Here is a 24569-nt window from a genome sequence, read left to right on the forward strand (position 1 = left end):
TCGTCAGCTATGGGCCGGCGGATTGGATCGACTCACATCCCTGTCCTGTTGTTCGGAGCACTCGTCAGCGTCCCGTGTGAGTCGATCGGGCGCCGTGTAGGACGGGGAGGCCTGGCCCGGTTGTACCGGATAGCCTGGGGCCGGTTCCGGCCCATTCGGCGGCCGATTCGATGATTGCGGCGGCCAGCCGGGCGCGTGCCAGCCTGCCGGAGCACCGTAATCGGGCCGCGTGGCACCGTGCTGACGTTCAGCGGACCCATCCACGCCCGATCCACCATACGAACCGTTGGCGCCGTGCCCGGTGCGGTCGGTTTCCGCTTGCGCGGCCTCGGCGGCCTCCGTCGCGCGGGCGATAGCGGCCTTGAACGCCGGCTCGGGAACCGGCTGCGGCCAGGGCTCCCCGCGCTCGATCGCCAGCTCCCCGGGGGTCTTGATCGGCGGCTTGTCCGACGGGATACGGCCCCCGAAATCGTCGAACATGGTGAGCCGAGGCCGCTTTTCGACGTCGCCGAAGATCCCCTCCAACTCAGGCCGGTGCAGAGTTTCTTTTTCCAACAGCTCGCCGGCCAACGTGTCGAGCACGTCGCGGTATTCGGTGAGGATTTCCCACGCTTCGGTGTGTGCCGCCTCGATGAGCTTGCGGACCTCTTCGTCGATTTCGCGAGCGACCTCGTGAGAGTAATCCGCCTGCGTTCCCATGGTGCGGCCGAGGAACGGGTCACCGTGTTCGGAACCGTACTTAACCGCGCCGAGCTTGGAACTCATCCCAAATTCGGTGACCATCGCGCGCGCAATCTTGGTTGCCTGCTCGATGTCGGACACCGCGCCCGTTGTGGGCTCGCGAAACACCAGCTCTTCGGCGGCCCGTCCTCCCATCGCGAATACCAGCTGGGCAATCATCTCCGAGCGAGTCTTTAGTCCCTTGTCTTCTTCAGGCACTGCGACCGCATGCCCGCCGGTACGTCCACGAGCCAGGATCGTCACCTTGTAGATGGGCTCGATATCGGGCATGGCCCAAGCCGCCAGCGTGTGCCCGCCCTCGTGATAGGCGGTGATCTTCTTCTCGTGCTCGCTAATGACCCGGCCCTTGCGCCGTGGACCGCCAATTACCCGGTCCACCGCCTCCTCCAACGCGAGACCGGTGATCACGGTGCCGTTCTCCCGGGCGGTGAGTAGGGCGGCCTCGTTGATGACGTTGGCCAGGTCGGCGCCGGTCATGCCGACCGTCCGCTTGGCCAGGCCGTCGAGGTCGGCGTCGGGGCCTATCGGCTTGCCCTTGGAATGGACCCGCAGCACCGCGCGGCGACCCGCCAGGTCAGGGTTGGACACCGGGATCTGTCGATCGAAGCGGCCGGGCCGCAACAACGCCGGATCCAGGATGTCGGGCCTGTTGGTGGCAGCGATGAGGATGACGCCAGCGCGATCGCCGAAACCGTCCATCTCGACCAGCAGCTGATTGAGGGTCTGCTCTCGTTCGTCGTGACCACCGCCCAGCCCGGCACCGCGCTGGCGGCCGACAGCGTCGATCTCGTCGACGAAGATGATGCACGGGCTGTTCTGCTTGGCCTGCTCGAACAGGTCACGCACGCGCGAGGCACCGACCCCGACGAACATCTCAACGAAGTCGGATCCGGAGATCGTGAAGAAAGGAACTCCCGCCTCACCTGCGACGGCGCGGGCCAGGAGTGTCTTGCCCGTTCCCGGGGGGCCGTAGAGCAACACGCCTTTGGGGATCTTGGCGCCCAACGCTTGATATCGCGACGGGTTCTGCAGAAAGTCCTTGATCTCGTAGAGCTCCTCGACCGCCTCGTCGACGCCCGCCACGTCGGCGAAGGTGGTCTTGGGCATGTCCTTGGACAGCTGCTTGGCCCGGGACTTGCCGAAGCCGAAGCCCATCCGGGCACCGCCCTGCATACGCGAGAACATGACAAACAGACCCACGAGCAACAGCAGGGGCAGCAGGTAGACCAGCAACTCCCCCAGGACGCTGCCTTGATTGACGACGGTGCTGACCGCCGCGTTTTTAGCGGTCAAGGCGTTGAACAAATCGACGGCGTACCCGGTTGGGTACTTGGTGATGATCTTGTCGGAATCCCCGGTGTCGTTATTGCCCTTCTTGAGGGTCAGCCGCAGTTGTTGCTCGCGATCGTCGATCTGGGCGCTCTTGACGTTGTCGCTGTTGATCTGCGCCATCGCCACCGAGGTGTCCACGGGCTTGAAACCGCGGGTGTCGTCGCTGAAATGGAAAAACGACCAGCCCAGCACCACAACTACGGCTATCGCCGTGACGAGGCGAATCACGTTTCTTCGGTTCATCGATCATCGGCCGCGCCCGGCCACGTCCTTCCCGATACACGCATGTAGAAAAGTCCAGGTTACCGCCCGTGGCGATCGCCAGCTCCGGCCCGGGCAATTCGGGCCGGAGCGCAGCGGGTCGCCACCATCTCATCCCGTGGCGATCGCCAGCTCCGGCCCGGGCAATTCGGGCCGGAGCGCAGCGGGTCGCCACCATCTCATCCCGTGGCGATCGCCAGCTCCGGCCCGGGCAATTCGGGCCGGAGCGCAGCGGGTCGCCACCATCTCATCCCGTGGCGATCGCCAGCTCCGGCCCGGGCAATTCGGGCCGGAGCGCAGCGGGTCGCCACCATCTCATCCCGTGGCGATCGCCAGCTCCGGCCCGGGCAATTCGGGCCGGAGCGCAGCGGGTCGCCACCGTCTGCCCAAACAACGACCGGAGTTCCCGTTGTGATCCCAGCGGGAAAAATCCGCCCTGGACACCGAGCGTGACGCTATCGCAACGGCGGACACCGACGGTGACACTGGCGTCACACTCGAGAAACCGAGCAGCCCGGTTGTAAACAGCAACGAACCCTTCTCAGCCCGATGCCGTTGTGATTTGGTGAGACGATGCCTTCACATCTTTATGGGACTGAACGACTAGTTCACACCAACGGCGTGCAGCTACGAGTGATGGAGGCGGGCGAGCGCGGCGCACCTGTGCTGATTCTGGCTCACGGCTTTCCCGAACTGGCGTACTCGTGGCGCCACCAGATTCGGGTCCTCGCCGACGCGGGCTACCACGTGCTGGCTCCCGATCAACGCGGCTATGGCGGCTCATCTCGTCCCGACCAGATCGAGGCCTACGACATTCACGAGTTGACCGCCGACCTGGTGGGTCTGCTCGATGACGTCGGTGCCGAGCGGGCCGCCTGGGTTGGGCACGACTGGGGGGCCATCGTCGTATGGAATGCGCCACTGCTGCACCCCGATCGGGTCGCCGCGGTCGCGGCGCTGAGTGTCCCGCCTCTGCCTCGCGCCAAGATGCCACCGACACGGGCGCTACGGGCAACGTTCGGTGAGAATTTCTTCTACATGCTCTATTTTCAGCAGCCGGGTGTCGCCGACGCCGAGCTAGGCGGAGATCCCGCGCGCACGATGCGCCGGATGATCGGCGGTTTGCAGACACCCGACCAGGATGCCGCGATGCGGATGCTCGCCCCGGGCCCGGAGGGCTTCATTGATCGGCTGCCCGAACCGGAAGCTCTGCCGGCGTGGATCAGCCAAGAGGAACTCGACCACTACATCAGCGAATTCACCCGTACCGGCTTTACCGGCGGCCTGAATTGGTATCGCAACTTCGACCGCAATTGGGAAACAACCGCCGAAGTCGCCGATGCCACCATCTCGGTGCCGTCGCTGTTCGTTGCGGGCACCGCCGACCCGGTGCTGTCGTTCACGCGCACCGACCGCGCTTCGCAGGTGGTCAGCGGTCCGTACAGTCAGGTGATGATCGAGGGCGCTGGGCACTGGCTGCAACAGGAGCGGCCTGAGGAAGTGAACGCAACACTTCTCGAGTTCCTCAACGGAGTGCAGTGGTGATAGCTGCACCCCTGCGTTTCGGTATGTTCATCACACCGTTTCACCCCGTCGGCCAATCCCCAACGGTGGCTTTGGAATACGATATGGATCGCGTCGTTGCGCTCGATCGGCTGGGCTTCGACGAAGCCTGGTTCGGCGAGCACCACTCCGGCGGCTACGAACTGATCGCCTGCCCGGAGGTTTTTATCGCGGCGGCGGCGGAACGCACCAAACACATCCGGCTGGGGACTGGCGTGGTTTCCCTGCCCTATCACCATCCGCTGATGGTGGCCGACCGTTGGGTGCTACTCGACCATCTGACGCGCGGTCGGGTGATGTTCGGCACCGGACCCGGGGCGCTGCCGTCGGACGCCTACATGATGGGTATCGACCCGGTCGAGCAACGACGGATGATGCAGGAGTCCCTGGAAGCGATTCTGGCGCTTTTCCGCGCCGCGCCAGACGAGCGGATCGATCGCCACTCCGACTGGTTCACCCTGCGCGACGCGCAGTTGCATATCCGGCCCTACACCTGGCCGTATCCGGAAATCGCCACCGCGGCAATGATTTCGCCATCCGGTCCGCGGCTGGCCGGTTCTATGGGCACCTCGCTGCTGTCACTGTCAATGTCAGTGCCCGGCGGGTACGCGGCCTTGGAGAACACTTGGGAAGTCGTGCGTGAACAGGCCGACAAAGCGGGCCGCACAGAGCCGGACCGCACCGACTGGCGCGTGCTGAGCATCATGCACTTGTCGGACACCCGCGATGCGGCTGTTGACGATTGCATCTACGGGTTGCGGGATTTCGCCAACTACTTCGGTGCCGCAGGGTTCGTCCCGCTGTCCGAGAACATCGAAGGCGAACGGTCACCTCGCGAGTTCGTCGAAGAGTATGCAGCCAAGGGAAACTGCTGCATCGGTACACCTGACGATGCGATCGCTCACATCGAAGACCTGCTGGAGCGCTCCGGCGGGTTCGGGACGCTGTTGCTACTCGGCCACGACTGGGCGTCGCCGAAAGCGACATTCCACTCCTATGATCTGTTCGCCCGCAAAGTGATTCCCCACTTCAAGGGACAGCTGGACGCAGCGCGTTCTTCTCACGAATGGGCTAGCCGTAAACGTGATCAGTTGATCGGCCGGGCCGGTGAGGCCGTGGTGAAGGCCATTACCGAGCATGTGGCCGAGCACGACGCAGAGAGCAGCTGATGCGCGCCGCGGTGCTGCGCGACGGCCACATGGCCTACCGCGACGACGTTCCCGAACCCGTACCCGGACCGGGGCAGGTGCTGGTCGCTGTGCGAGCGTGCGGAATCTGCGGATCTGATCTGCATTTCGCGTCTCACGGCGCCGAGATGCTGGCGCTGACCGATCGAATGGCAGGTGACGGCGCGTTCGGCGGCCTAGCAGTTGATCTGAACCGCGACGTGTTTATGGGTCACGAGTTCGCCGCCGAAGTCGTCGAGGCGGGACCCGATACCGACACCTATGGCCCAGGAACGCCAGTGACGTCGATTCCGGTGTTGCTGTCCGCCAAAGGCGCCGAGCCGATTCTGTCCAGCAACCGCACCGTCGGCGGCTACGCCGAGCGGATGTTACTTTCTGCGCCGCTGCTGCTGCCGATCCCCAACGGCCTCGACGTCAAACATGCGGCGCTCACGGAGCCGATGGCGGTCGGGCTACATGCCGTGAACAAATCGAACATAGCCGCTGGGGAAGCTGCGCTGGTTCTTGGCTGCGGACCTATCGGCATTGCCATCGTGGCAGCCCTTCGGGCGCGTGGCATTGAAACTATTGTCGCAGTTGATTTTTCGCCAGCACGGCGCGAACTTGCCAGAATCATGGGAGCCCACGAGACGCTGGATCCACAGCAAGGCTCGCCATTCGATACCACCAAACAGGCCGTAGTATTCGAGGCGGTCGGGGTACCCGGGATCATTGACGACGTCTTGCTGCGGGCGCGGCCCGGTACCCGGTTGATCGTTGCCGGGGTGTGTATGCAAGCCGACACCGTGCACCCGTTCTTCGCGATCGCCAAAGAAATCAATGTGCAGTTCGTGCTGGCTTACACCCCCGACGAGTTCGCGGCCTCGCTCCACGCGATCGCCGAGGGTGACATCGACGTGACTCCGGTGATCACCGGGGAGGTTGACCTGGACGGGGTCGGCGCGGCCTTTGACGACCTCACCGACCCCGACCGGCATTGCAAGATTCTCGTTACGCCATAGGCGCCGGACTAAGCCCAGCTGGAGCCGACGGCGCTGTCGGTGCTCGCCATGTTGTTGCCGGCGGCTTGCACCTTCTGCCCGTGGGCGTTGGCCTGCTGGTAGATCACCGCGAAGTTACGACCCAACTGGGCGATGAACTCCTGGCACGCCACCGAACCGGCGCCGCCCCAAAAGTCACCAGCAGCCAGCACATCGCGAACGATGGCCTGGTGCTCGGCCTCCAACGATGCGGCCTGCGCGCGAATCAACGCGCCATGGGCGTCGACATCGCCGAACTGGTAATTGATGGTCATTGGTGTTGTCCTCCTGACTCGACGCTGGTGGGCTAGCTGCTAAGGACTTGTTGCGACGACTGCTCTTGCTGCTCGTAGTGATTCGCGTCGCGCACCAGACCGTCGCGCACCCCGTGAAGCATGTTCACGATGTTGCGGAAGGCCGTGTTCATCTGCGTCATGGTGTCCATCGACGTCGCCTCGGCCAGACCGCGCCATCCCGCACCCGAGATGTTCTGCGCGGATGCCCACATCCGGCGGGCCTCGTCCTCCACTGTCTGGGCGTGCACCTCAAAGCGGCCCGCCATGTCCCGCATCGCATGCGGGTCGGTCATAAAACGCGTTGTCACCGAAATCTCTCCCTAGAATCGTTAAAGTCGTTGTATCTGAGGGTTATTCACTGCTAGGTCGAGAGCATCTCCCCTTTCGGTCATGCGGCCCAGCCCTCACATGGATCGCCGCGCACATCCGGCGTCGGCGAACACATACGTCGTCCTATCCCGCCTGTCTGATGGACATCCGGGCGCGTTATCCCCCGGCCGGCGGCTGCGTGAGCACGCTGAACTTGAAGCCGTACCGAGGCGCCGCGAAGTTGTTGAACCCACGCGAGGCGCCACTGCCCATGATCGGCAACCCACCAAACGCGTGCGACGATTCACCAACAGCCGCAGCGGCCCCCAGGCCGTTGGTGGCCGACGTCAACACCGCCGGAGTCGCCGCCGCCGGGGCCGTACCCGCCCACGACGCCGGAACCGACAACCCGCCGACCGACGCCGCGTTACCCACGGCACCGGCAACCCCGCCCAGCCCCGTACTCGAAAGAGCAGCCGGAATCGCGGCCGGAGCCGCCACGGCGGCTTCTGCGGCGGCCTTGGCACCCTCCCCGGCCCACTTGGGCAGATTGTGGGCGAGCCCGAAATAGTCTTTCATCTGGGTAACCATGAGCCGCGCCGGACCAACCCATTGCCTGAACGCGTCGGCCATCGAGCTGCCGTCGAGTTCGGGTGAGCCGGTCAGACCGTGCACCACATCGCCAAGCAGGCCGTTGACAATGATCCCGTCACCGTTGGCGTTCCAGGTGTGTCCGCTCAGACCGAGCGCACCGGCGAGATCAGTAAGCCACGGCGGCTCATTGGTGAACCCGGCCAACCCCGACAGCGCCTTGGGGATGTCGGTGATGGCCTGCGCAGTCGCGGACGTGTTGACCGCCTGGGCCACTGACGCGGCCTGATTACCCAACGCGGACAGGTTAACCGTTGGCGCTGCCGGGTTGAACGGTGACAACTGCGCCGCGGCCGCAGACGCGCCGGCATACCCATACATCGCGGCGGCATCCTGAGCCCACATTTCGGCATATTCCGCCTCGGTGGCCGCGATCGCCGCGGTGTTCTGCCCAAGGAAATTCGTCGCCAGCAGCGCCATCAACAACGCTCGATTAGCCGCGATCTCCGGCGGCGGCACCGTCGCCGCGAACGCCGCCTCATAGGCACCCGCGGCCACCATCGCCTGCTCGGCGGCCTGCTCAGCCTGCCCGGCAGCATTGCCCAGCCACGCCACCTGCGGCGTCGCCGCAGCCGCCATCGCCGCCGCCGACGGACCCAACCACGATATGTCGGTCAAGCCCTCCACCAGCGCCCCGAACGACGACGCCGAGGTGCGCAGTTCAGCGGCCAGCCCGTCCCAGGCCGACGCCGCAGCCAGCATCGGACCCGAGCCCGGCCCCGAATACATCAACCCGGAGTTGACCTCCGGGGGCAACATCGCGAAATCCAACACGACTGGCCCCCTACGCGATCGTGGCCGCGTTGGCAGCCTCGGTGGCCGCATACGAACCAGCGCTGACACCCAACACCGTGGCCAACTGCTCCTGGACCGCTGCAGCTTGTGCACCAACGGCCTGATACAGCTCCCCATGCTGGGCGAACTGTGTGGCCGTCAACAACGACACCAAATCAGCGGCAGCAGGAAGCAGCCCGGTTGTCGGGCCTGCCGCAGCCGAATTTCCAGCACGCACCCCCGCGGTGATGGAGTGCAGTTCCCCAGCGGTCGCATCCAGCATCTCCGGCTGGGCGAATACGATCGACATTTGCTTTCCTCCCTGTCAAGACCTCGATAGCACTGAGCAACAAAGGCTTTCAGTGGCCCGATTGGCCACCCAACGAGCTCCCATCCACGTCAAGCGGACAATGTGTGATGACCGAATCTGTCTCTTATCCCCCGGCCGGCGGCTGCGTGAGCACGCTGAACTTGAAGCCGTACCGAGGCGCCGCGAAGTTGTTGAACCCACGCCCGGCGCCACTACCCATCATGGGCACCCCGCCAAACGCGTGTGACGATTCACCAACAGCCGCAGCGGCCCCCATACCATTGGTGGCCGACGCCAACACCGCCGGAGTCGCCGCCGCCGGGGCCGTACCGGCCCACGACACCGGAACCGACAACCCGCCGACAGACGCCGCGTTACCCACAGCACCGGCAACCCCGCCCAGCCCCGTACTCGAAAGAGCCGCAGCCGGAATCGCGGCCGGAGCCGCCACGGCGGCTTCTGCGGCGGCCTTGGCACCCTCCCCGGCCCACTTGGGCAGGTCGTGGGCGAGCCCGAAATAGTCCTTCATCTGGGTAACCATGAGCCGCGCAGGGGAAACCCATCTAGCGAAGGTGTCCGCCATCGAGCTGCCGTCGAGTTCGGGTGAGCCGGTCAGGCCGTGTACCACATCGCCAAGCAGGCCGTTGACGATAAACCCGTCCCCGGTCGCGTTCCAGGTGTGCCCGCTCAGACCGAGCGCACCGGCGAGATCAGTAAGCCACGGCGGCTCATTGGTGAAGCCAGCCAACCCCGACAGCGCCTTGGGGATGTCGGTGATGGCCTGTGCGGTCGCGGACGTGTTGACCGCCTGGGCCACCGACGCGGCCTGATTACCCAACGCGGCCAGGTCAACCGTCGGCGCTGCGGGGTTAAACGGTGACAACTGCGCCGCCGCCGCAGACTCACCCGCATATCCATACATCGCGGCGGCATCCTGAGCCCACATTTCGCCATATTCCGCCTCGGTGGCCGCGATCGCCGCGGTGTTCTGCCCAAGGAAGTTCGTCGATAGCAGCCCGGTCAACAACGCCCGATTAGCCGCGATCTCCGGCGGCGGCACCGTCGCCGCGAACGCCGCCTCATAGGCACCCGCGGCAGCGATCGCCTGCGCTGCGGCCTGCTCAGCCTGCCCGGCAGTATTGCCCAGCCACGCCACCTGCGGCATCGCCGCGGCAACCATCGCCGCCGCCGACGGACCCAACCAGGACGCGTCGGTCAAGCCCTCGACCAGCACCCCGTACAACGACGCCGAGGTGCGCAGTTCAGCGGCCAGCCCCTCCCAGGCCGACGCCGCTGCCAGCATCGGACCCGAGCCCGCGCCCGAATACATCAACCCGGAGTTGACCTCCGGGGGCAACATCGCGAAATCCAACACGACTGGCCCCCTACGCGATCGTGGCCGCGTTGGCAGCCTCGGTGGCCGCATACGAACCAGCGCTGACACCCAACACCGTGGCCAACTGCTCCTGGACCGCTGCAGCTTGTGCACCAACGGCCTGATAGAGCTCTCCATGCTGGGCGAACTGTGTGGCAGTCAGCAACGACACCAAGTCAGCGGCAGCAGGAAGCACCCCGGTTGTCGGGCCTGCCGCAGCCGAATTCCCAGCACGCACCCCCGCGGTGATGGAGTGCAGTTCCCCAGCGGTCGCATCCAGCATCTCCGGCTGGGCGAACACGATCGACATTTGCTTACCTCCCTGATAGCACCTCGATAGCACCTAGCAACACCCGGCTGTGGGTAGCGCGTCGGCCACCCACAAGCTCGCAGTCACACTAGGCCCCTATCAAGGAAACACACAGGAACCCTTACAACTGTTCACAGGAGAGTCGACAGTTGTACTCATTGTTATTTTTTTGGAAATCAAATGTCCTTGCCAAATACACTGGACTATGAGCTCGATTGGCGGTATAAGCCCCCTTTCGTGGATCTTCTCTACCGATTCAGCGTGATCTGAGATGGCAAAACGGCCGGTGCGGCGGTGGCACTGCGGGCAACAGGGCGCGTTGCGGCGCAAGACGAGCACGGCGCTCGTCGGCTAGCTATCGGGGCGCCTGGCCCAGGGCAATGCCCACCGAGAACCGCCGGCGGCACCGCCGCCTCGCACTGATCGCTCAAGGGCAACCAACTGTTTCTCTCTCAGGCCGCTCGGTTCACCGTCGCGGCAAAGGACGCCAAGGCGCCGCCGCGCTCCAGTCTGCGTAGGGGAAGGTAACGGGAGCTATCGAGGAGCGAACGACTTAGCAAACTCCGGTGAACCAGAGGTTGCACCCGATCGGATGGACGCCGTCAATGGCCGTCAATGGCCATCAATGGCCTTTGATGGCCACACCCGGCCTCCCCACGGCGTGCGCCTTCGCCGCACCGGCGCAGCCGACGTCCCCACCATCGGCGCCCGTTAGGGTTGAAACTCATGCCGACCAGAGCAAGAACCCGCGCGTATGGGCGCCGAATCATGGCAACGATGGCCGCAGGATTGGCCATGACGGCGTTGTCGGGGTGCGATTCGCACAGCTCCGAACCGCCGGCGGCCAAGCCGCGTCACGTCACCGTGCGTGGGTCAGGACAGGTTCAGGGCGTCCCCGACACCCTGACCGCCGACGTCGGCATCGAATTCATCGCGCCAGACGCCACCACCGCGATGAATCAGGCCAACGACCGCCAGCGCGCGGTGATCGATGCACTGGTCGGCGCTGGAATGGACCGCAAGGACATCCGCACTACCCGGGTGAGCCTGCAGCCGCAGTACGGCGATTCCGAGCCATCCGGAACCGCCACCATCACCAGCTACCGCGCCGACAACGCCCTGGAGATCAAGATTCACCCGCCCGATGCAGCATCGCGGCTGCTGGAGCTCATCGTTAGCACCGGAGGCGACGCTGCGCGGATCAGCTCCGTTAGCTACTCGATCGCTGACGACTCGAAACTGGTCACAGAGGCGAGGGCACGCGCTTTCGAGGACGCCAAGAGCCGCGCTGAGCAATACGCTCAGCTGTCTGGTCTGAGACTGGGCGACGTGCTTTCCATCTCGGAGGCGACCGGCGCCGCGCCCGCCGAGGGCGCTCCGGCGCCCCGGGCAATGACCGAAGTCCCGCTAGAACCCGGTCAGCAAGCGGTGGCTTTCTCTGTGAACGTGGTGTGGGAGTTGAACTAACGCCGCCTGGCGCTCACTCGTAGATCTTGGGGTCAAGAGTCCCGATGTACGACAGGTCGCGGTAGCGCTCGTCGTAGTCCAGGCCATAGCCCACGACGAAGTCGTTGGGGATGTCGAACCCCACGTAGGCAATTTCAGCATTGGCGCGTACCGCGTCGGGCTTGCGCAGCAGCGCGCACACGCGCAAAGAACGCGGATTCCGGCTCGTCAGATTCCGCGACAGCCACGAAAGCGTCAGGCCCGAGTCGACCACGTCCTCCACGATCAAGACGTCGCGACCGTGGATGTCGCGATCGAGATCTTTGAGGATGCGCACCACACCGGACGAGGATGTCGAGGATCCGTAGGAGCTCACCGCCATGAACTCGAACTGGGTCGGCAGCGGAATCGCCCGGGCCAAGTCCGTAACGAAGAGGACCGCGCCCTTTAAGACCGTGATCAACAGCAGATCTTGGCCGGTGTCGGCCGACAGCATCCGGTAATCGTTACCGATTTGCGCGCCGAGCTCGACGATGCGCGCTTGAATCTGCTCCGACGTGAGCAGGACCGACTTGATATCCCCCGGGTACAGCTCCGCTGCCGGTGCCGGGGTAATGGCCGAGGAGCTCTGGGTCACGTCCACAGCGTGCCACGCCACCGAGTGAACAACCAACGCCAGCCCCCCGATTCGCGCGCGCAGCTAGGCATCATCGGGTCACCGGCTGCGGTCGCAACGTCAGCGTGTCGTTGTGCCGGCCCGCGACCAACCGCTGGCGGCGCAATGTGGATCCGACCGCCACTCCGCCCTGACCATGCCAGGCGGTCACCAAAGTCTCCACACCTCGGATGTGCTTGTCAGTCAACCCGGTCGCGCCGCCGTCGAGCAGCCAGCCACGAATCACCCGACGCCGCACCGCGCCCGGCAGCACAATTAGCGCGGGCACGCTCAACCCGATCTCGGTCACCGCGCCGGGCAACGCTTGCGCGGCGATCGTGTCGAGCAGCTCGTTGTCTTCGTGCAACGCCGTCGCCGTACGCGCCAGCGCCTCCGCTACGCCCCCGCCCAACACGTTCTCCAACAACGGCAGTACCTCGTGGCGCAACCGAGTTCTGGTGAACCGCCGGTCGGTGTTGTGCGGATCCTGCCAGGCCGTCAAACCTAACTCCCGACAGGCGTCGTGCGTGACAGCGCGGCGCACACTAAGCAGCGGCCGGCACCACGGGTCATCGAACGGGCGCATGCCCGCGATCGATCGTGGCCCCGAACCACGGCCCAGCCCCAACAACACCGTCTCGGCTTGATCGTCGAGCGTGTGGGCCAACAACACCGGACCGTCCCGGTTCGCCTCCAGCGCGGCGTAGCGAACGGTGCGCGCCGCCGCCTCCAGGCCGCCTGGCGCACCCGATGAGCCGGCCGATGGGCAGCCAACCTCAACGCGAAGTACCTGTGTGCCAACACATCCCAATGAGATTGCTTGCGCCCGGGCAGTTTCGGCGACCGCGGCCGAGTCCGCCTGCAGACCATGGTCCACGATCAGGGCGGTGGTGGGTAGCAACCGGGCCGCTACGGCGGTGAGTGCCAGCGAATCCGGACCACCGGAGAGTGCCACACACCATCTCTCGCCGGTGTCGAGATACGCCCTGGCGAACCTCTCGGCAGCCGCTCGCAGCTGCGCTACAGCACTCTGTCGATCCATCGTTGCGGGTGTTCGATCTCGGTAGGCAGCGGCAGGGTCTGCGGACCCGACCAGATGGTGTTGAACCGCTGCATGCCAACACGGTCCACTACATGGTCGACGAATGCCTTGCCCCGGGTGTACTGGCTGAGTTTGGCGTCGAAACCCAGCAAAGCACGCAGCAGCCGTTGCAACGGCGGCTGCTTGCGATGCCGGCGCTCGTCAAAGCGTCGACGGATGGTGGCCACCGAGGGAACCACCATCGGCCCGACCGCGTCCATCACATGTTCAGCGTGACCCTCGAGCAACGTCCCAAGCACTAAGAGCTGGTCCAGGGCTTTGCGTTGGGGCTCGGATTGCAGCGCGCGCATCAGGCCCAAAATCCCCGACGGATGGACGTCGGAATCGTCCGTCGCGGCCGAATTATCCCTGCGGGTGCGGACGAACTCAGCCAGCCGGCCGACGACCTGCCCGAGGTCGTCGGCGGGCTCGCGAGTCAAAAGCCCGAGCGCTTCCGACATATAGGCAGACAACCAGGGGTTGGCGGTGAACTGGACCCGGTGAGTGACCTCATGCAGGCACACCCACATCCGGAAATCAGACGGTTCGACCCGCAGTTGGCGCTCGACGGCAATCACGTTCGGATACACCAGCAATAAACAGCCTTCGTCGGCGGCGCCGAACGGGTCGTACTGGCCGAGAATTCCCGACGCGACGAATGCCAGGACCGCGCCAGTTTGCGCGCCGGTCACCCGGCCGGTCAAAAACCCGCGCGGCGTCTCGCTCCCGTTCGTCATCGCCCGCATCGACTCAGCGGCGGCCTGGATCCACGCGGGCCGGTCGACGACACGGGCTGGCGGTACGACGCCGTCAGTGGTCAGACCAGTGACGTCACGTACCGGCGGTTCGGCCTTCTCGGCGGCCGTCATGAGTTCGTCGACTACGTGGCGGCGGGTGTACTCGGTGACGGGCGGGGCGGGGCGGGCCAACCACGCGCCCACGGAGGCTGCGAATCGCCAATCGACGGCATTTCCCAGAGTCAGCCCGGACGATCCGGTCACGACTCACACCCACAGAACCACAGCTTTGTGGCCAGGGCATCCATCGCGTTGCGACCATTTGGCCCAGCGTCGTTGGAGATGAACGCGAAGGTCAGCACCCGTCCGCTGCTGTCGGTCACCACCCCGGCGAGCGCGTTGACCGCGGTCAGCGAGCCGGTTTTGGCCCGCAACCATCCAGCCGGTCCCAGGTAGCTGGCCCGGTCGAGGAAGCGGTCGCCCAGGGTGCCACTGCCACCGGCGATCGGAAGCAGATCCAGCAATGGTCGCAGCGAAGGTTGGTCGGGTCCCGCCGCGGCCTGCAACGCACCGTCGAGGGTTCGCGCCGTCAACCGGTCGTCCACTGACAACCCGCTGGAGTCCATGAGTGCGGCACCCGTGGTGTCGACGTGCACGGTGTTCAACCGGCTGGTCACCGCGTCGACCGCGCCACTGAAGCTCCGGGGCCGGTTGATGGCCGCCGCCACCTCCCGGCCAATGCATTCGGCCAACACATTGTCGGAGGCATTCATCATCTGGGACAGCCGCTGAATCATTGGCGCTGACTGCACCACAGCGAGCTGCCGCGCGCCGGCCGGGGCGGTAGCGATCTTCACCGCCCGGGGATCTAAACCGAGAGCCTTGGCCAGCTCGCGCCCAGCGTCCAGCGCCGGGGTGCGCGACCGACTTGAGTTGACCGTCGTCGGCTGGATACGACCCGCATCGATCATCGCGGCCTCGATCGGGGCGATGTCACCGTTGTCGACGTCGTACGGATCCCAGCCTCGCGCCATCGTTGGGCCACTGAAGGCCGAGATGTCTACCTGCACCGCCGTGGGTGTCACGCCGCTGCGCTGGATTTGTTCGACGAGATCAGCGATGCGTGCCGCACCTCGGTACCACGTTTCCTGACCAGCCGGCGCGGCGGACAGCGTGGGATCCCCAGCACCGACGAGCACAACAGGCATTCGATCGTTGCGGCCGCCGGCAACCACACGCGTGCTGATCCTGGCCTGGCGGTCGAGTGTCAGCAACGCTGCGGCGGCGGTCAGGACCTTGTTGGTCGACGCGGGGACCATGGGCACGTCATCGAAGTGCCGCCAGAGCTCTTGCCCGGTCTTCGCATCGCTGATCCGCCCGCCCAGCATGCCCAGATTGGGATCGGCCGCCAGCGCGGCCAGCGCTGCTCCCACACCCGCGGCGCTAGGTGTCGGGGCCGTGTCAGCAACCGGGGTCACTCCCGGGCTGACCGTCGGTGGCCGCGGCGGCGGCACGGGTGCGTGCGCGCCAGCTCCATGACGACCGGTGGTGAAGAACGCGGCGGCTGCCACCACCGCGGCAACAAACGCCAGCACCGCCACCCCGACGATCAAGTGCGTGGTTCTCCGCCAGCGCGTCGGACCCATTGACTCTCCTGTCTTTCCTGCCCATTGTGCCCAACCAGCCAAGGGGGATCATCACGGCACCGCTCGACTAGGTTGAATTGTCGGGCTCCTTACCCGGGCCGTAGCCGGCCCGGTCACACGGTTCGGGTCGCCCGACTAGGTTCAATTGTCGGGCTCCCTACCCGGGCCGTAGCCGGCCCGGTCACACGGTTCGGGTCGCCCGACTAGGTTCAATTGTCGGGCTCCTTACCCGGGCCGTAGCCGGCCCGGTCACACGGTTCGGGTCGCCCGACTAGGTTCAATTGTCGGGCTCCTTGCCCGGGCCGTCCCGGCCCGGGCCGTCGCCCGACTAGGTTGAATTGTCGGGCTCCTTGCCCGGGCCGTCCCGGCCCGGGCCGTCGCCCGACTAGGGTGTAGCCCCGACACACCCACCCACCCCGCTACCTCTCCAGGCAACAAGGAGCTAACGCCGTGCAATTCGACGTGACCATCGAAATTCCGAAGGGCCAGCGCAACAAGTACGAGGTCGATCACGAAACCGGGCGGGTGAAACTGGATCGCTACCTCTACACCCCGATGGCTTACCCGACCGACTATGGCTTCATCGACGACACCCTCGGCGAGGACGGCGATCCGCTGGACGCGCTGGTCCTGTTGCCGCAGCCGTTGTTCCCGGGGGTGCTGGTGGAAGTGCGGCCGGTGGGAATGTTCCGGATGGTCGACGAGGCCGGCGGCGACGACAAGGTGCTGTGTGTCCCCGCGGGTGATCATCGATGGGATCACATCCAGGACATCGAGGATGTTCCGGACTTCGAACTAGACGCGATCAAGCACTTCTTCGTGCATTACAAGGACTTGGAGCCCGGAAAGTTCGTCAAGGCGGCCGACTGGGTCGGCCGCGCCGAAGCCGAGGCCGAGGTGAATCGCTCGATCGAGCGGTTCAAGACGAGCGCGCACTGATCGAATCCTGCGTCGGTTCTTCACCGGCCGGAACCGCCCTGGCGGCCCGCCGATTGCGCAGCATGCTCCAGCCCAGCGCCGCGCCGATGACCAGCATCCCCACCGAGGCGGTCACCACCTCCGGAACCTCGAGTCGGGGATCGATGGATAGCAGCATGATCAGAGCCAGCGCACCGATCGCCCAGTGCGCCCCATGTTCCAGGAACACGTAGCGGTCCAAAGTTTCCTGGCGGACCAGATAGATGGTGAGAGAGCGGACGAACACAGCGCCCACCACACCCAGGCCCAAAGCGATGATGATCGGATCCGACGTGATCGCAAAGGCTCCGGTGACCCCGTCGAAAGAGAAAGAGGCGTCGAGCACCTCCAGGTAGAGGAACAGCGTCAGTCCGGCCCTGCCGCTGGCCGGCACGAACCCTGGCTGCCCGCCCGCGATATCGGCGGGCCGGAATGTCCTGCTCAACCCATCGACGAACAGAAACGTCACCAGACCCACCAACCCGGCCGTCAGGACCGCTGCGCGTTCCTCGACCGAATGCGTCAACTGCGTGCCCACGACGACCAGTACGACGACGGCGACCACCACCGGCACCTGACCCAGGCGCCCGATGCGCGCGAACGGGGCCTCGACCCACTTGAGCCACTTGATTTCTCGGTCACGGAAGACGAACTCCAGAAACAGCATCAATAGGAACAACCCACCGAATGCGGCGATCTGCGGATGTGCCGCCATGATCAGCTTCTCGTAGCTCGGCGAGCCGTCCGGGAACTCCATCGCGCCATTGGGCGGCGGATGCAGCGCCAACACCATCGCGCGAACCGGGTCGAGGCCAGCGGTTACCCAAACGATCAGCAGCGGGAATAGCAGCCGCATCCCGAAGACCGCGATGAGAATGCCGATCGTCAGGAACATCGTCCGCCAGAACGAACTCATTCGTTTCAGCACCGCCGCGTTGATGATGGCGTTGTCAAACGACAGTGAGATCTCGAGGACAGCGAGTACCCCCAGCAAGAAAAGGGCGGTGAGCCCGCCGTGCCAATAGCCGAACGCAAGAGCCGCGACGGTTATCGCCAACGAGAAGCCGAAGACGCGAAGCGTTTTCATGGATCCTTCCGACAGCCACTCACAATATCGGCGTCCTGACAGCGGCCTCGCTGCCATGGCGCGCGGATCCGCCGGCCGGTGGCCCCGGGTTCCGTCGGAGGAACCGCCGACCGCGCTTACCCGCCTATCGTTGCCAGGGCGTGGCGGCCGGCGATGCGCTGAGTATTTTCAAACTGTGGCGATACATCGGGTCAGTGGGCCGAAAGTGTCGCCACAGTGACGGAGGTGGGTGGCTCGGCGTCCCCCATAGGTGCCACCGGCGCCTCTGGCGGCCCGGTCGCACGCGGCAGTGTCGCGCGCGTCGGCGCCGCTACCGTCCTGACTGCCATATGCGGCTACGCCGTGATCTATCTGGCCGCTCGCGACCTGGCACCCAGCGGTTTCTCCATATTCGGGGTGTTCTGGGGTGCGTTCGGCCTGGTCACGGGCGCGGCCAACGGCCTGCTACAGGAAACCACCCGCGAGGTCCGCGCGGCGCCGTACGTCGACGCCCTATCGCCCCCCGCCCGATCACGGACCCGTCCGCTACGGGTCGCCGGGCTTATCGGCCTCGCCGCAGCCATCGGAATCGCCGGTAGTGCACCGCTGTGGAGCGGACGAGTGTTCGTCGAAGCGCGCTGGCTATCGGTGGGCCTCCTCAGTTCTGGGCTCGCAGGGTTCTGCCTGCACGCCACCCTGCTGGGAATGCTGGCAGGCACGAACCGGTGGGCGCACTATGGGGCGCTGATGGTGACCGACGCCGTCATCCGAGTGAGCGTCGCCGTCGCTACCGTCGCGATCAGCTGGGGGTTGGTCGGGTTCTTGTGGGCTACCGTGGCGGGCGCGGTGGCCTGGCTGATCATGCTGGTCGTCTCACCCACGACGCGCACAGCGGCGCGCCTGATGACCCCTGGCAGTACCGCGACCTTCTTGAGGGGTGCAGGCCACTCGATCACAGCGGCAGGCGCCAGCGCAATTCTGGTGATGGGGTTCCCCGTGCTGCTGAAGCTGACCTCTGATGAGCTGGGCGCGCGGGGCGGCGTGATCATCCTGGCGGTGACATTGACGCGGGCGCCGCTGCTCGTGCCGCTGACGGCGATGCAAGGCAACCTCATTGCTCATTTCGTTGACGAACGCGCCGACCGGATTCGAGCACTCTCCGCTCCGGCGACGCTTATCGGCGGCATCGGCGCGGGCGGGGTTTTCGCGGCCGCCATGGTGGGCCCCTGGGTGCTGCGCGTCGCGTTCGGTGAGCAGTACCAGACCAGCGGGGCATTGCTGGGCTGGCTGACAGCGGCAGCCGTGTCGATCGCCATGCTGACGCTAACCGGCGCCGCCGCGGTAGCCGCGGCACTGCATCGGGCCTATTCACTGGGCTGGGTCGGCGCGACCGTCGCATCAGGTTTGTTGCTGCTGTTGCCGCTGCACCTGGAGACTCGCACGATCGTCGCGCTGTTGTGCGGTCCACTGGTAGGCATCGGCGTGCATCTGCTGGCATTGGGGCGCTCGGAACGCTCCAGACCCTCCCAACACACTGAGGGTGGCTGATCAGGCCGGCACCAGCGTGTACCTTGTGGGCTCAAATGGCCTTGAAACCGAGCGCAGCAACGAACCCTGAAGCACACTATCCAGACGTCTGGATCGTCATTCCCGCCTTCAACGAAGCCGCCGTCTTCGGTGACGTCGTCGCGGACGTGCGCTCGGTGTTCGATCACGTCGTCTGCGTGGATGACGGCAGCGCCGATGCCACCGGAGAAATCGCTCTGCGTGCCGGAGCCCACCTACTGCGTCATCCGGTGAACCTCGGCCAAGGCGCCGCTATTCAGACTGGCGTCGAATACGCCCGCCAGCAGCCCGGGGCCCGGATCTTCGCCACCTTCGACGCCGACGGCCAGCACCGTGTCAAAGACCTGGCCACCATGGTCGACCGGCTATCCGCGGGTGGCGTGGACATTGTGATCGGAACGCGGTTCGGCCGCCCCCCGGGCAAGGCTTCTGCCACCCGACCGCCGCTAGTGAAGCGCGTGGTGCTGCAGACGGCGGCGCTGCTGAGTCGACGCGGTCGCCGGCTGGGTCTGACCGATACCAACAACGGGCTGCGGGTTTTCAACAAGACGGTGGCCGACGGGCTCAACATCACCATGAACGGCATGAGCCACGCCACCGAGTTCATCATGCTGATCGACGAAAACCACTGGCGCGTGGCGGAAGAACCGGTCGAGGTGCTCTACACCGAGTATTCGAGGTCGAAAGGCCAGCCGATGCTCAACGGCGTCAACATCATTCTCGACGGGTTTCTGCGGGGAAGGATGGCGCGATGAATTGGATCCAGGTGCTGTTGATCGGGTCGATCATCGCGCTGCTGGTCTACCTGCTGCGGTCCCGACGAAGCCCGCGATCTCGGGCCTGGGTCAAGGTGGGCTACGTGCTCTTCGTGCTGGCCGGCGTCTACGCGGTACTGCGACCGGACGACACCACGGTGGTCGCGAACTGGTTCGGGGTGCGTCGTGGCACGGACTTGATGCTCTACGCGCTGGTGATGGCGTTCAGTTTCACCACGCTGAGCACCTACCTGCGGTTCAAGGATCTCGAAGTGCGCTACGCGCGACTCGCTCGCGCCATGGCAATCGAAGGCGCACAAACCCCAGAAGGGCACTAGGCAGTCCGTGCGTGGCGGAAGTAGTCCACCGTGCGACTCACGCCCTCCGGCAACTGAACCTGTGGGCGCCAGCCCAACACCCGCTCGGCCAGACCGATGTCGAGGCACGATCGCTTGAGATCACCCAAACGTGGCGGGTGAAATTCCGGGTCGTCCGGCCCCCCTACGGCGCTGGCGACCGCCGAGTGCAGTTGCCGATCCGAGGTCTCCACAGCGGTGCCGATGTTGAAACGCTGGCCGCCGCCCGCGTCGCCTGCCGCCTTCACGAAGGCATCCACCACATCGTCGATGAACACGTAATCACGGGTGTTGGAGCCGTCGCCGAAGACCTTGGTTGTCCGTCCCGATAAGAGCGCTTGGGCGAAGATCGCCACCACCCCGGCTTCACCGTGCGGGTCCTGGCGGGGGCCGTACACATTGGCGGGTGCGATGTGCGAGCAATCCAACCCATACAGGTGCCGAAAGGCATTCAGGTAGATCTCCCCGGCAACCTTGCCCGCGGCATAGGGCGACGCCGGGTCGGTGGGGGCAGTCTCGGGGGTCGGGTACACCGGCGGCGTGCCGTAGATCGATCCACCCGACGAGGTGTGCACGATCTTGCGCACACCCATGCGCCGGGCCGCCTCGGCCAGGCGCACCGTGCCGATCACGTTGACCGACGCGTCGAATTGCGGGTTGGCCACCGAGTGCCGCACGTCGATCTGGGCCGCCAGATGGAATACCACCTCGGGCCGATGCGCATCGAGAATGGCGTCTAAATCCGCGGTCACGATGTCGGCTTCGACGAAGACGTGCGCGGGGTTGTCGGCCAAGTGTTCGAGGTTGGTTGCACGTCCGGTCGCGAAATTATCTAGCCCAACGACCCGATGACCATCTGCCAGCAGCCTGTCCACCAGGGTCGACCCGATGAAACCGGCCGCGCCGGTAACCAGTGCGCGCACCGGCCCACCATACCGACCGGTAAGAAATAACCATGTCCACCGCCAGTACCAGGCTCCCCAATGTCGCCCTGGGAGCGACCGCGCTGATCATCGTGGCGCTGGCGGTCCGCGCCGTGCTGGCGTTCGGTGGCTACTTCTACTGGGACGATCTCATTCTTGTCGGGCGGGCGGGTACCGAAAACCTCCTGTCGCCGACGTACCTGTTCGACGACCACGATGGCCACGTGATGCCCGGTGCCTTCCTGTTGGCCGGGGCCATCATCCGAGCGGCACCGCTGGTTTGGATCGGACCCGCGATCAGCCTGGTGGTGTTGGCGCTGCTGGCGTCGCTGGCGCTGCTGCGGGCGCTGTACGTGATTCTGGGCTGGCGGCCGGTACTTCCGATCCCGTTGACGTTCGCCCTGTTCACGCCCTTGGTCGTGCCGGGGTTCGCCTGGTGGGCGGCCGCGCTGAACTCGCTGCCAATGTTGGCGGCGCTCGCGTGGGTGTGCGCCGACGCCATCTTGCTGGTGCGAACCGGCAACCAGCGCTATGCAGTGACCGGCCTGCTCGCCTACTTCGGCGGCCTGCTGTTCTTCGAGAAAGCCGCGGTGATCCCCTTCGTTGCCTTCGCTGTGTCGGCGTTGTCGGCCCACGTGCACGGCGACCGGGCCGCGATTCGGACCGTTTGGCGCGCGGGCGTGCGGCTGTGGACGGCGTCACTGGCCCTGACGGCCGGCTGGGTAGCCCTCTACGTTGCCGTGGTGAATCAACGCCGATGGAGCTCTGACCTGTCCATGACGGGCGATCTGCTGCGCCGCTCGATCACCCATGGTGTGGTGCCAGGCCTGGTGGGTGGACCATGGGCCTGGGCACGTTGGGCGCCGGCGTCCCCCTGGGCCACTCCCCCGCTGGTGCTGATGGTGATCGGGTGGCTGGCGTTGGCCGGTGCGCTGGCGGTCTCCCTGCTGCGCAAGCGCCGCATCGGACTGGTGTGGCTGACCGCGGCCGGCTACACCGTCGCGTGCCAAGTGCCGATTTATCTGATGCGCTCGTCGCGGTTCACTGCGCTCGAGCTGGCCCAAACGCTGCGATATTTTCCCGATCTCGTCGTCGTGCTGGCGCTGCTCATTGCCGTCGCGTTCACCGCGCCCAACCGGGATACCGCGCGTTGGTTGGATGCCTCGCGGTCGCGCACGGTGGTGACATGCGTGCTGGCGGTGTTGTTTGTGGCCAGCAGCCTCTATTCGACCGCGACGTTTCTGGTTAGCTGGCGCGACAACCCGGCGAAGCCCTATCTGCAGAATGCCCAGGCTGGACTAGCCGCCGCACACGCCTCCTCGAGCGCGCCGCTGTTGGACCAGGAAGTCGATCCACTAGTCCTGCAGCGGGTGGCCTGGCCGGAGAATCTGGCCAGCCACATGTTCGCACTGCTGCGCGATCGACCCGAATTCGACACGGCGACAACCCAATTACGGATGTTGGACAGCTCGGGTCGGTTGATCGATGCCGCAGTGACCTGGGTCCGGGCGATCGTGCCAGGGCCCACGGCGCAGTGCGGCTACTTCGCGCAACCCGACGAGCCGGCGCGCTTGATCCTCGACGGCCCACTGCTGCCGGCGGATTGGACGGTCGAACTCAACTACTTGGCCAACAGCGACGGCTCGATGACGCTGTCGCTGTCCGACGGGCCCCAGCGCAAAGTTTTGGTACACCCCGGACTCAACCGCATCTACGTACGGTTGCCGGGCGCAGGTGATGTGATCACCGTGCAAGCCAACACCGCCGCGCTGGCATTGTGCATCGCCGCCGGGCCGGTGGGATTCCTCGCGCCGGCCGAAACCCCACAAAACGGAGCCGCCTAGGAGAATCGAACTCCTGACCTATTCATTACGAGTGAATCGCTCTACCGACTGAGCTAAGGCGGCGTTACCCTGGGCGCCCTCGCGCCGGGCGGCACGAGTCTACGGCAGCGGGCGTGCCCACCCAAGTTGGCGCGGCCAGAGTACCGGCCGGGTCATCGGTGCAGTTCCTCGCCGATGGTGGCGATCATGGCGTCGACGGCGAACTTGGGTTTGACGTTGATCGCCAGCGCTTCGCGGCATTCAAGCACCGCCTCGATGCAGCGCAGCAACCGATCGGGCGTGGCATGCGCCGCCAACGCAGCCGCCCGGTCGGCCATGTCCGGGTGGTTGGCCCGCATCGCGCCCGCACCAAGCGCGACCAGCAGTGCATCCCGGAAGTAGGTCGCCAGATCGATTAAGGCGCGGTCCAACGCATCGCGCGAGGCGCGGGTCTGGCGCGACTTCTGGCGTCGTTCCAGGTCCTTGATAGCACCGGTGACACCGCGGAGCGCCGCACCCGTGCCTTTGCCGGTCCCGCCAGCTCCCAGAGCCAGCCGCAGCTCTTCTGTCTCGGTCTCCGCGCGCTGCGCCGTCAGCGCGACCGCCTCGGCCTCGGCAGCGACCACCAGCTCCTCGGCGGCAGCGTAGGCGCGCGCGGGCTTAACGGCGTCGCGCACCAACCCCAGCGCCTGCTCGCGTCGGTCCCGGGCCTCCTGATCGGTGGAAAGCCGGCGCGCCCGTCCGACATGGCCACCACTGACCGATGCTGCCCAGTTCGCGGTGTCGGGTTCCAGCCCGTCGCTATCGATCAGCACCCGGGCGATGGCCTCCGTAGACGGGGTCACCAACGCCACGTGCCGGCATCGGGATCGCAGCGTGACCGCGATGTCGTCGGGATCTATCGACGGCGCGCAGAGCAGGAACACCGTCGACGGTGGCGGCTCCTCGATCACTTTGAGCAACGCATTCGCGGCGCCTTCGGTCAGTCGATCGGCGTCCTCGATCACCACGATCTGCCAATGCCCGGTGGTCGGCCGGCGCGAGGCGATTTGCACGATGGACCGCATCTCGTCCACACCGATTGACAGACCTTCGGGAATGACCCGGCGTACGTCGGCGTGGGTGCCCGCCATCGTGGTGGTGCAAGCCCGACAGCGCCCACACCCGGGTTCCCCGTCAGATGTGCATTGCAGAGCGGCTGCGAAGCACACTGCGGCGACCGAGCGCCCGGACCCGGGCGGACCTGTGAGCAACCAGGCATGTGTCATAGTCCCGTTGCCCAGCGCGGTGTGAGGCGATTCACCACGAGCGGCCTCAGCTGCCGCGAGCAGCTCTGCCACCACCACCTGCTGGCCCACCAGCCGCGTAAACACCCCGGTCATCACGGGCAACAGTAGCTACCGCGAGCGACAGATACCGATCGGCAGCCG

Annotated in this window: 23 protein-coding genes and 1 tRNA gene; 9 read left to right on the forward strand and 15 right to left on the reverse strand. The window is 65.7% G+C overall.

Going from position 1 to position 24569, the window contains the following annotated elements:
• Positions 1-3: 3 nt before the first annotated feature.
• Entirely contained in the window at positions 4-2316 is a 2313-nt protein-coding gene (gene ftsH / locus F6B93_RS20810; RefSeq protein WP_211696772.1) for an ATP-dependent zinc metalloprotease FtsH, read from the reverse strand.
• Between the two features lie 591 nt (positions 2317-2907).
• On the opposite strand from ftsH, the gene F6B93_RS20815 reads away from it, so the two are divergent.
• The 3 genes from F6B93_RS20815 to F6B93_RS20825 are packed head-to-tail and all read left to right on the forward strand — an operon-like array spanning position 2908 to position 6085.
• Complete coding sequence (locus F6B93_RS20815; RefSeq protein ID WP_211696773.1) at positions 2908-3879, forward strand: alpha/beta fold hydrolase; 972 nt, start codon at positions 2908-2910, stop codon at positions 3877-3879.
• Positions 3879-5066: an LLM class flavin-dependent oxidoreductase gene (locus F6B93_RS20820; protein WP_211699644.1), complete on the forward strand. Its 1188-nt coding sequence runs from the start codon at positions 3879-3881 to the stop codon at positions 5064-5066. Before F6B93_RS20815 ends, F6B93_RS20820 begins: the two co-directional genes overlap by 1 nt.
• Positions 5066-6085 (forward strand): zinc-binding dehydrogenase, encoded by a 1020-nt coding sequence (locus F6B93_RS20825; RefSeq protein ID WP_211696774.1) that lies wholly within the window; start codon positions 5066-5068, stop codon positions 6083-6085. The genes F6B93_RS20820 and F6B93_RS20825 overlap by 1 nt, the downstream gene beginning before the upstream one ends.
• An 8-nt stretch (positions 6086-6093) precedes the next feature.
• Here the strand turns inward: F6B93_RS20825 and F6B93_RS20830 are convergent, their stop codons facing one another.
• The 6 genes from F6B93_RS20830 to F6B93_RS20855 all read right to left on the reverse strand — a co-directional run bounded on the left by F6B93_RS20830 (position 6094) and on the right by F6B93_RS20855 (position 10128).
• Complete coding sequence (locus tag F6B93_RS20830; protein WP_211696241.1) at positions 6094-6378, reverse strand: WXG100 family type VII secretion target; 285 nt, start codon at positions 6376-6378, stop codon at positions 6094-6096.
• Positions 6379-6410: 32 nt separating this feature from the next.
• The gene (locus tag F6B93_RS20835; RefSeq protein ID WP_211696775.1) at positions 6411-6707 is read right to left on the reverse strand and encodes a WXG100 family type VII secretion target; all 297 of its coding nucleotides are present in this window, start codon (positions 6705-6707) and stop codon (positions 6411-6413) included.
• Positions 6708-6885: 178 nt separating this feature from the next.
• Positions 6886-8133 (reverse strand): PPE family protein, encoded by a 1248-nt coding sequence (locus F6B93_RS20840; RefSeq protein ID WP_211696776.1) that lies wholly within the window; start codon positions 8131-8133, stop codon positions 6886-6888.
• 10 nt (positions 8134-8143) lie between these two features.
• Complete coding sequence (locus F6B93_RS20845) at positions 8144-8443, reverse strand: PE family protein (RefSeq protein ID WP_211696777.1); 300 nt, start codon at positions 8441-8443, stop codon at positions 8144-8146.
• 124 nt (positions 8444-8567) lie between these two features.
• Positions 8568-9818: a PPE family protein gene (locus F6B93_RS20850; protein WP_211696778.1), complete on the reverse strand. Its 1251-nt coding sequence runs from the start codon at positions 9816-9818 to the stop codon at positions 8568-8570.
• Positions 9819-9828: 10 nt separating this feature from the next.
• Positions 9829-10128, reverse strand: a complete 300-nt coding sequence (locus F6B93_RS20855; protein ID WP_211696779.1) for a PE family protein — start codon at positions 10126-10128, stop codon at positions 9829-9831.
• A 768-nt stretch (positions 10129-10896) separates the two neighbouring features.
• On the opposite strand from F6B93_RS20855, the gene F6B93_RS20860 reads away from it, so the two are divergent.
• Entirely contained in the window at positions 10897-11595 is a 699-nt protein-coding gene (locus tag F6B93_RS20860; protein ID WP_246541171.1) for an SIMPL domain-containing protein, read from the forward strand.
• Positions 11596-11608: 13 nt separating this feature from the next.
• Here the strand turns inward: F6B93_RS20860 and hpt are convergent, their stop codons facing one another.
• The 4 genes from hpt to dacB form a co-directional block, all read right to left on the reverse strand.
• Positions 11609-12217 (reverse strand): hypoxanthine phosphoribosyltransferase, encoded by a 609-nt coding sequence (gene hpt, locus F6B93_RS20865; protein WP_211696781.1) that lies wholly within the window; start codon positions 12215-12217, stop codon positions 11609-11611.
• Positions 12218-12281: 64 nt separating this feature from the next.
• Positions 12282-13271: a tRNA lysidine(34) synthetase TilS gene (tilS, locus tag F6B93_RS20870; RefSeq protein ID WP_211696782.1), complete on the reverse strand. Its 990-nt coding sequence runs from the start codon at positions 13269-13271 to the stop codon at positions 12282-12284.
• Positions 13250-14311, reverse strand: coding sequence for a zinc-dependent metalloprotease (locus F6B93_RS20875; protein ID WP_211696783.1), 1062 nt, complete (start codon positions 14309-14311; stop codon positions 13250-13252). The genes tilS and F6B93_RS20875 overlap by 22 nt, the downstream gene beginning before the upstream one ends.
• On the reverse strand, positions 14308-15693 hold the full coding sequence (gene dacB, locus F6B93_RS20880; protein ID WP_211696784.1) for a D-alanyl-D-alanine carboxypeptidase/D-alanyl-D-alanine endopeptidase: 1386 nt from the start codon (positions 15691-15693) through the stop codon (positions 14308-14310). Before dacB ends, F6B93_RS20875 begins: the two co-directional genes overlap by 4 nt.
• Positions 15694-16143: 450 nt before the next feature.
• Between dacB and F6B93_RS20885 the strand changes: the two genes are divergently transcribed.
• Entirely contained in the window at positions 16144-16632 is a 489-nt protein-coding gene (locus F6B93_RS20885; protein ID WP_211696785.1) for an inorganic diphosphatase, read from the forward strand.
• On the opposite strand, the gene F6B93_RS20890 is transcribed toward F6B93_RS20885, so the two are convergent.
• Positions 16613-17737 carry a DUF475 domain-containing protein gene (locus F6B93_RS20890; RefSeq protein WP_211696786.1) on the reverse strand — a complete coding sequence of 375 codons (1125 nt, stop codon included), beginning with the start codon at positions 17735-17737 and terminating at the stop codon, positions 16613-16615. The genes F6B93_RS20885 and F6B93_RS20890 overlap by 20 nt on opposite strands.
• A gap of 216 nt (positions 17738-17953) precedes the next feature.
• Between F6B93_RS20890 and F6B93_RS20895 the strand changes: the two genes are divergently transcribed.
• The 3 genes from F6B93_RS20895 to F6B93_RS20905 are packed head-to-tail and all read left to right on the forward strand — an operon-like array spanning position 17954 to position 20375.
• A complete protein-coding gene (locus tag F6B93_RS20895; protein ID WP_211696787.1) occupies positions 17954-19264 on the forward strand; it encodes a polysaccharide biosynthesis protein in 1311 nt (436 codons plus the stop codon).
• A gap of 35 nt (positions 19265-19299) precedes the next feature.
• Positions 19300-20037 carry a glycosyltransferase family 2 protein gene (locus F6B93_RS20900; protein ID WP_211696788.1) on the forward strand — a complete coding sequence of 246 codons (738 nt, stop codon included), beginning with the start codon at positions 19300-19302 and terminating at the stop codon, positions 20035-20037.
• Positions 20034-20375, forward strand: coding sequence for a DUF2304 domain-containing protein (locus F6B93_RS20905; RefSeq protein WP_211696789.1), 342 nt, complete (start codon positions 20034-20036; stop codon positions 20373-20375). Before F6B93_RS20900 ends, F6B93_RS20905 begins: the two co-directional genes overlap by 4 nt.
• Here the strand turns inward: F6B93_RS20905 and F6B93_RS20910 are convergent.
• Positions 20372-21316 carry an NAD-dependent epimerase/dehydratase family protein gene (locus F6B93_RS20910; RefSeq protein WP_211696790.1) on the reverse strand — a complete coding sequence of 315 codons (945 nt, stop codon included), beginning with the start codon at positions 21314-21316 and terminating at the stop codon, positions 20372-20374. The genes F6B93_RS20905 and F6B93_RS20910 overlap by 4 nt on opposite strands.
• A gap of 32 nt (positions 21317-21348) precedes the next feature.
• On the opposite strand from F6B93_RS20910, the gene F6B93_RS20915 reads away from it, so the two are divergent.
• Entirely contained in the window at positions 21349-23160 is a 1812-nt protein-coding gene (locus F6B93_RS20915; RefSeq protein WP_211696791.1) for a hypothetical protein, read from the forward strand.
• Here the strand turns inward: F6B93_RS20915 and F6B93_RS20920 are convergent.
• Positions 23151-23223: transfer RNA gene (locus tag F6B93_RS20920), tRNA-Thr, on the reverse strand. The genes F6B93_RS20915 and F6B93_RS20920 overlap by 10 nt on opposite strands.
• A gap of 89 nt (positions 23224-23312) precedes the next feature.
• Complete coding sequence (locus F6B93_RS20925) at positions 23313-24521, reverse strand: DNA polymerase III subunit delta' (RefSeq protein ID WP_211696792.1); 1209 nt, start codon at positions 24519-24521, stop codon at positions 23313-23315.
• Between the last annotated feature and the right edge of the window lie 48 nt (positions 24522-24569).

This window comes from Mycobacterium spongiae, assembly GCF_018278905.1.
Lineage (GTDB): Bacteria > Actinomycetota > Actinomycetes > Mycobacteriales > Mycobacteriaceae > Mycobacterium > Mycobacterium spongiae.

Bases quoted from the DNA above. Each gene is read 5' to 3' on its own strand.
- ftsH (WP_211696772.1), bottom strand. From the start codon at position 2,316: ATGAACCGAAGAAACGTGATTCGCCTCGTCACGGCGATAGCCGTAGTT.
- F6B93_RS20815 (WP_211696773.1), top strand. From the start codon at position 2,908: ATGCCTTCACATCTTTATGGGACTGAACGACTAGTTCACACCAACGGC.
- F6B93_RS20825 (WP_211696774.1), top strand. From the start codon at position 5,066: ATGCGCGCCGCGGTGCTGCGCGACGGCCACATGGCCTACCGCGACGAC.
- F6B93_RS20830 (WP_211696241.1), bottom strand. From the start codon at position 6,378: ATGACCATCAATTACCAGTTCGGCGATGTCGACGCCCATGGCGCGTTG.
- F6B93_RS20845 (WP_211696777.1), bottom strand. From the start codon at position 8,443: ATGTCGATCGTATTCGCCCAGCCGGAGATGCTGGATGCGACCGCTGGG.
- F6B93_RS20855 (WP_211696779.1), bottom strand. From the start codon at position 10,128: ATGTCGATCGTGTTCGCCCAGCCGGAGATGCTGGATGCGACCGCTGGG.
- F6B93_RS20860 (WP_246541171.1), top strand. From the start codon at position 10,897: ATGGCAACGATGGCCGCAGGATTGGCCATGACGGCGTTGTCGGGGTGC.
- tilS (WP_211696782.1), bottom strand. From the start codon at position 13,271: ATGGATCGACAGAGTGCTGTAGCGCAGCTGCGAGCGGCTGCCGAGAGG.
- dacB (WP_211696784.1), bottom strand. From the start codon at position 15,693: ATGGGTCCGACGCGCTGGCGGAGAACCACGCACTTGATCGTCGGGGTG.
- F6B93_RS20890 (WP_211696786.1), bottom strand. From the start codon at position 17,737: ATGAAAACGCTTCGCGTCTTCGGCTTCTCGTTGGCGATAACCGTCGCG.
- F6B93_RS20900 (WP_211696788.1), top strand. From the start codon at position 19,300: ATGGCCTTGAAACCGAGCGCAGCAACGAACCCTGAAGCACACTATCCA.
- F6B93_RS20905 (WP_211696789.1), top strand. From the start codon at position 20,034: ATGAATTGGATCCAGGTGCTGTTGATCGGGTCGATCATCGCGCTGCTG.
- F6B93_RS20915 (WP_211696791.1), top strand. From the start codon at position 21,349: ATGTCCACCGCCAGTACCAGGCTCCCCAATGTCGCCCTGGGAGCGACC.
- F6B93_RS20925 (WP_211696792.1), bottom strand. From the start codon at position 24,521: ATGACCGGGGTGTTTACGCGGCTGGTGGGCCAGCAGGTGGTGGTGGCA.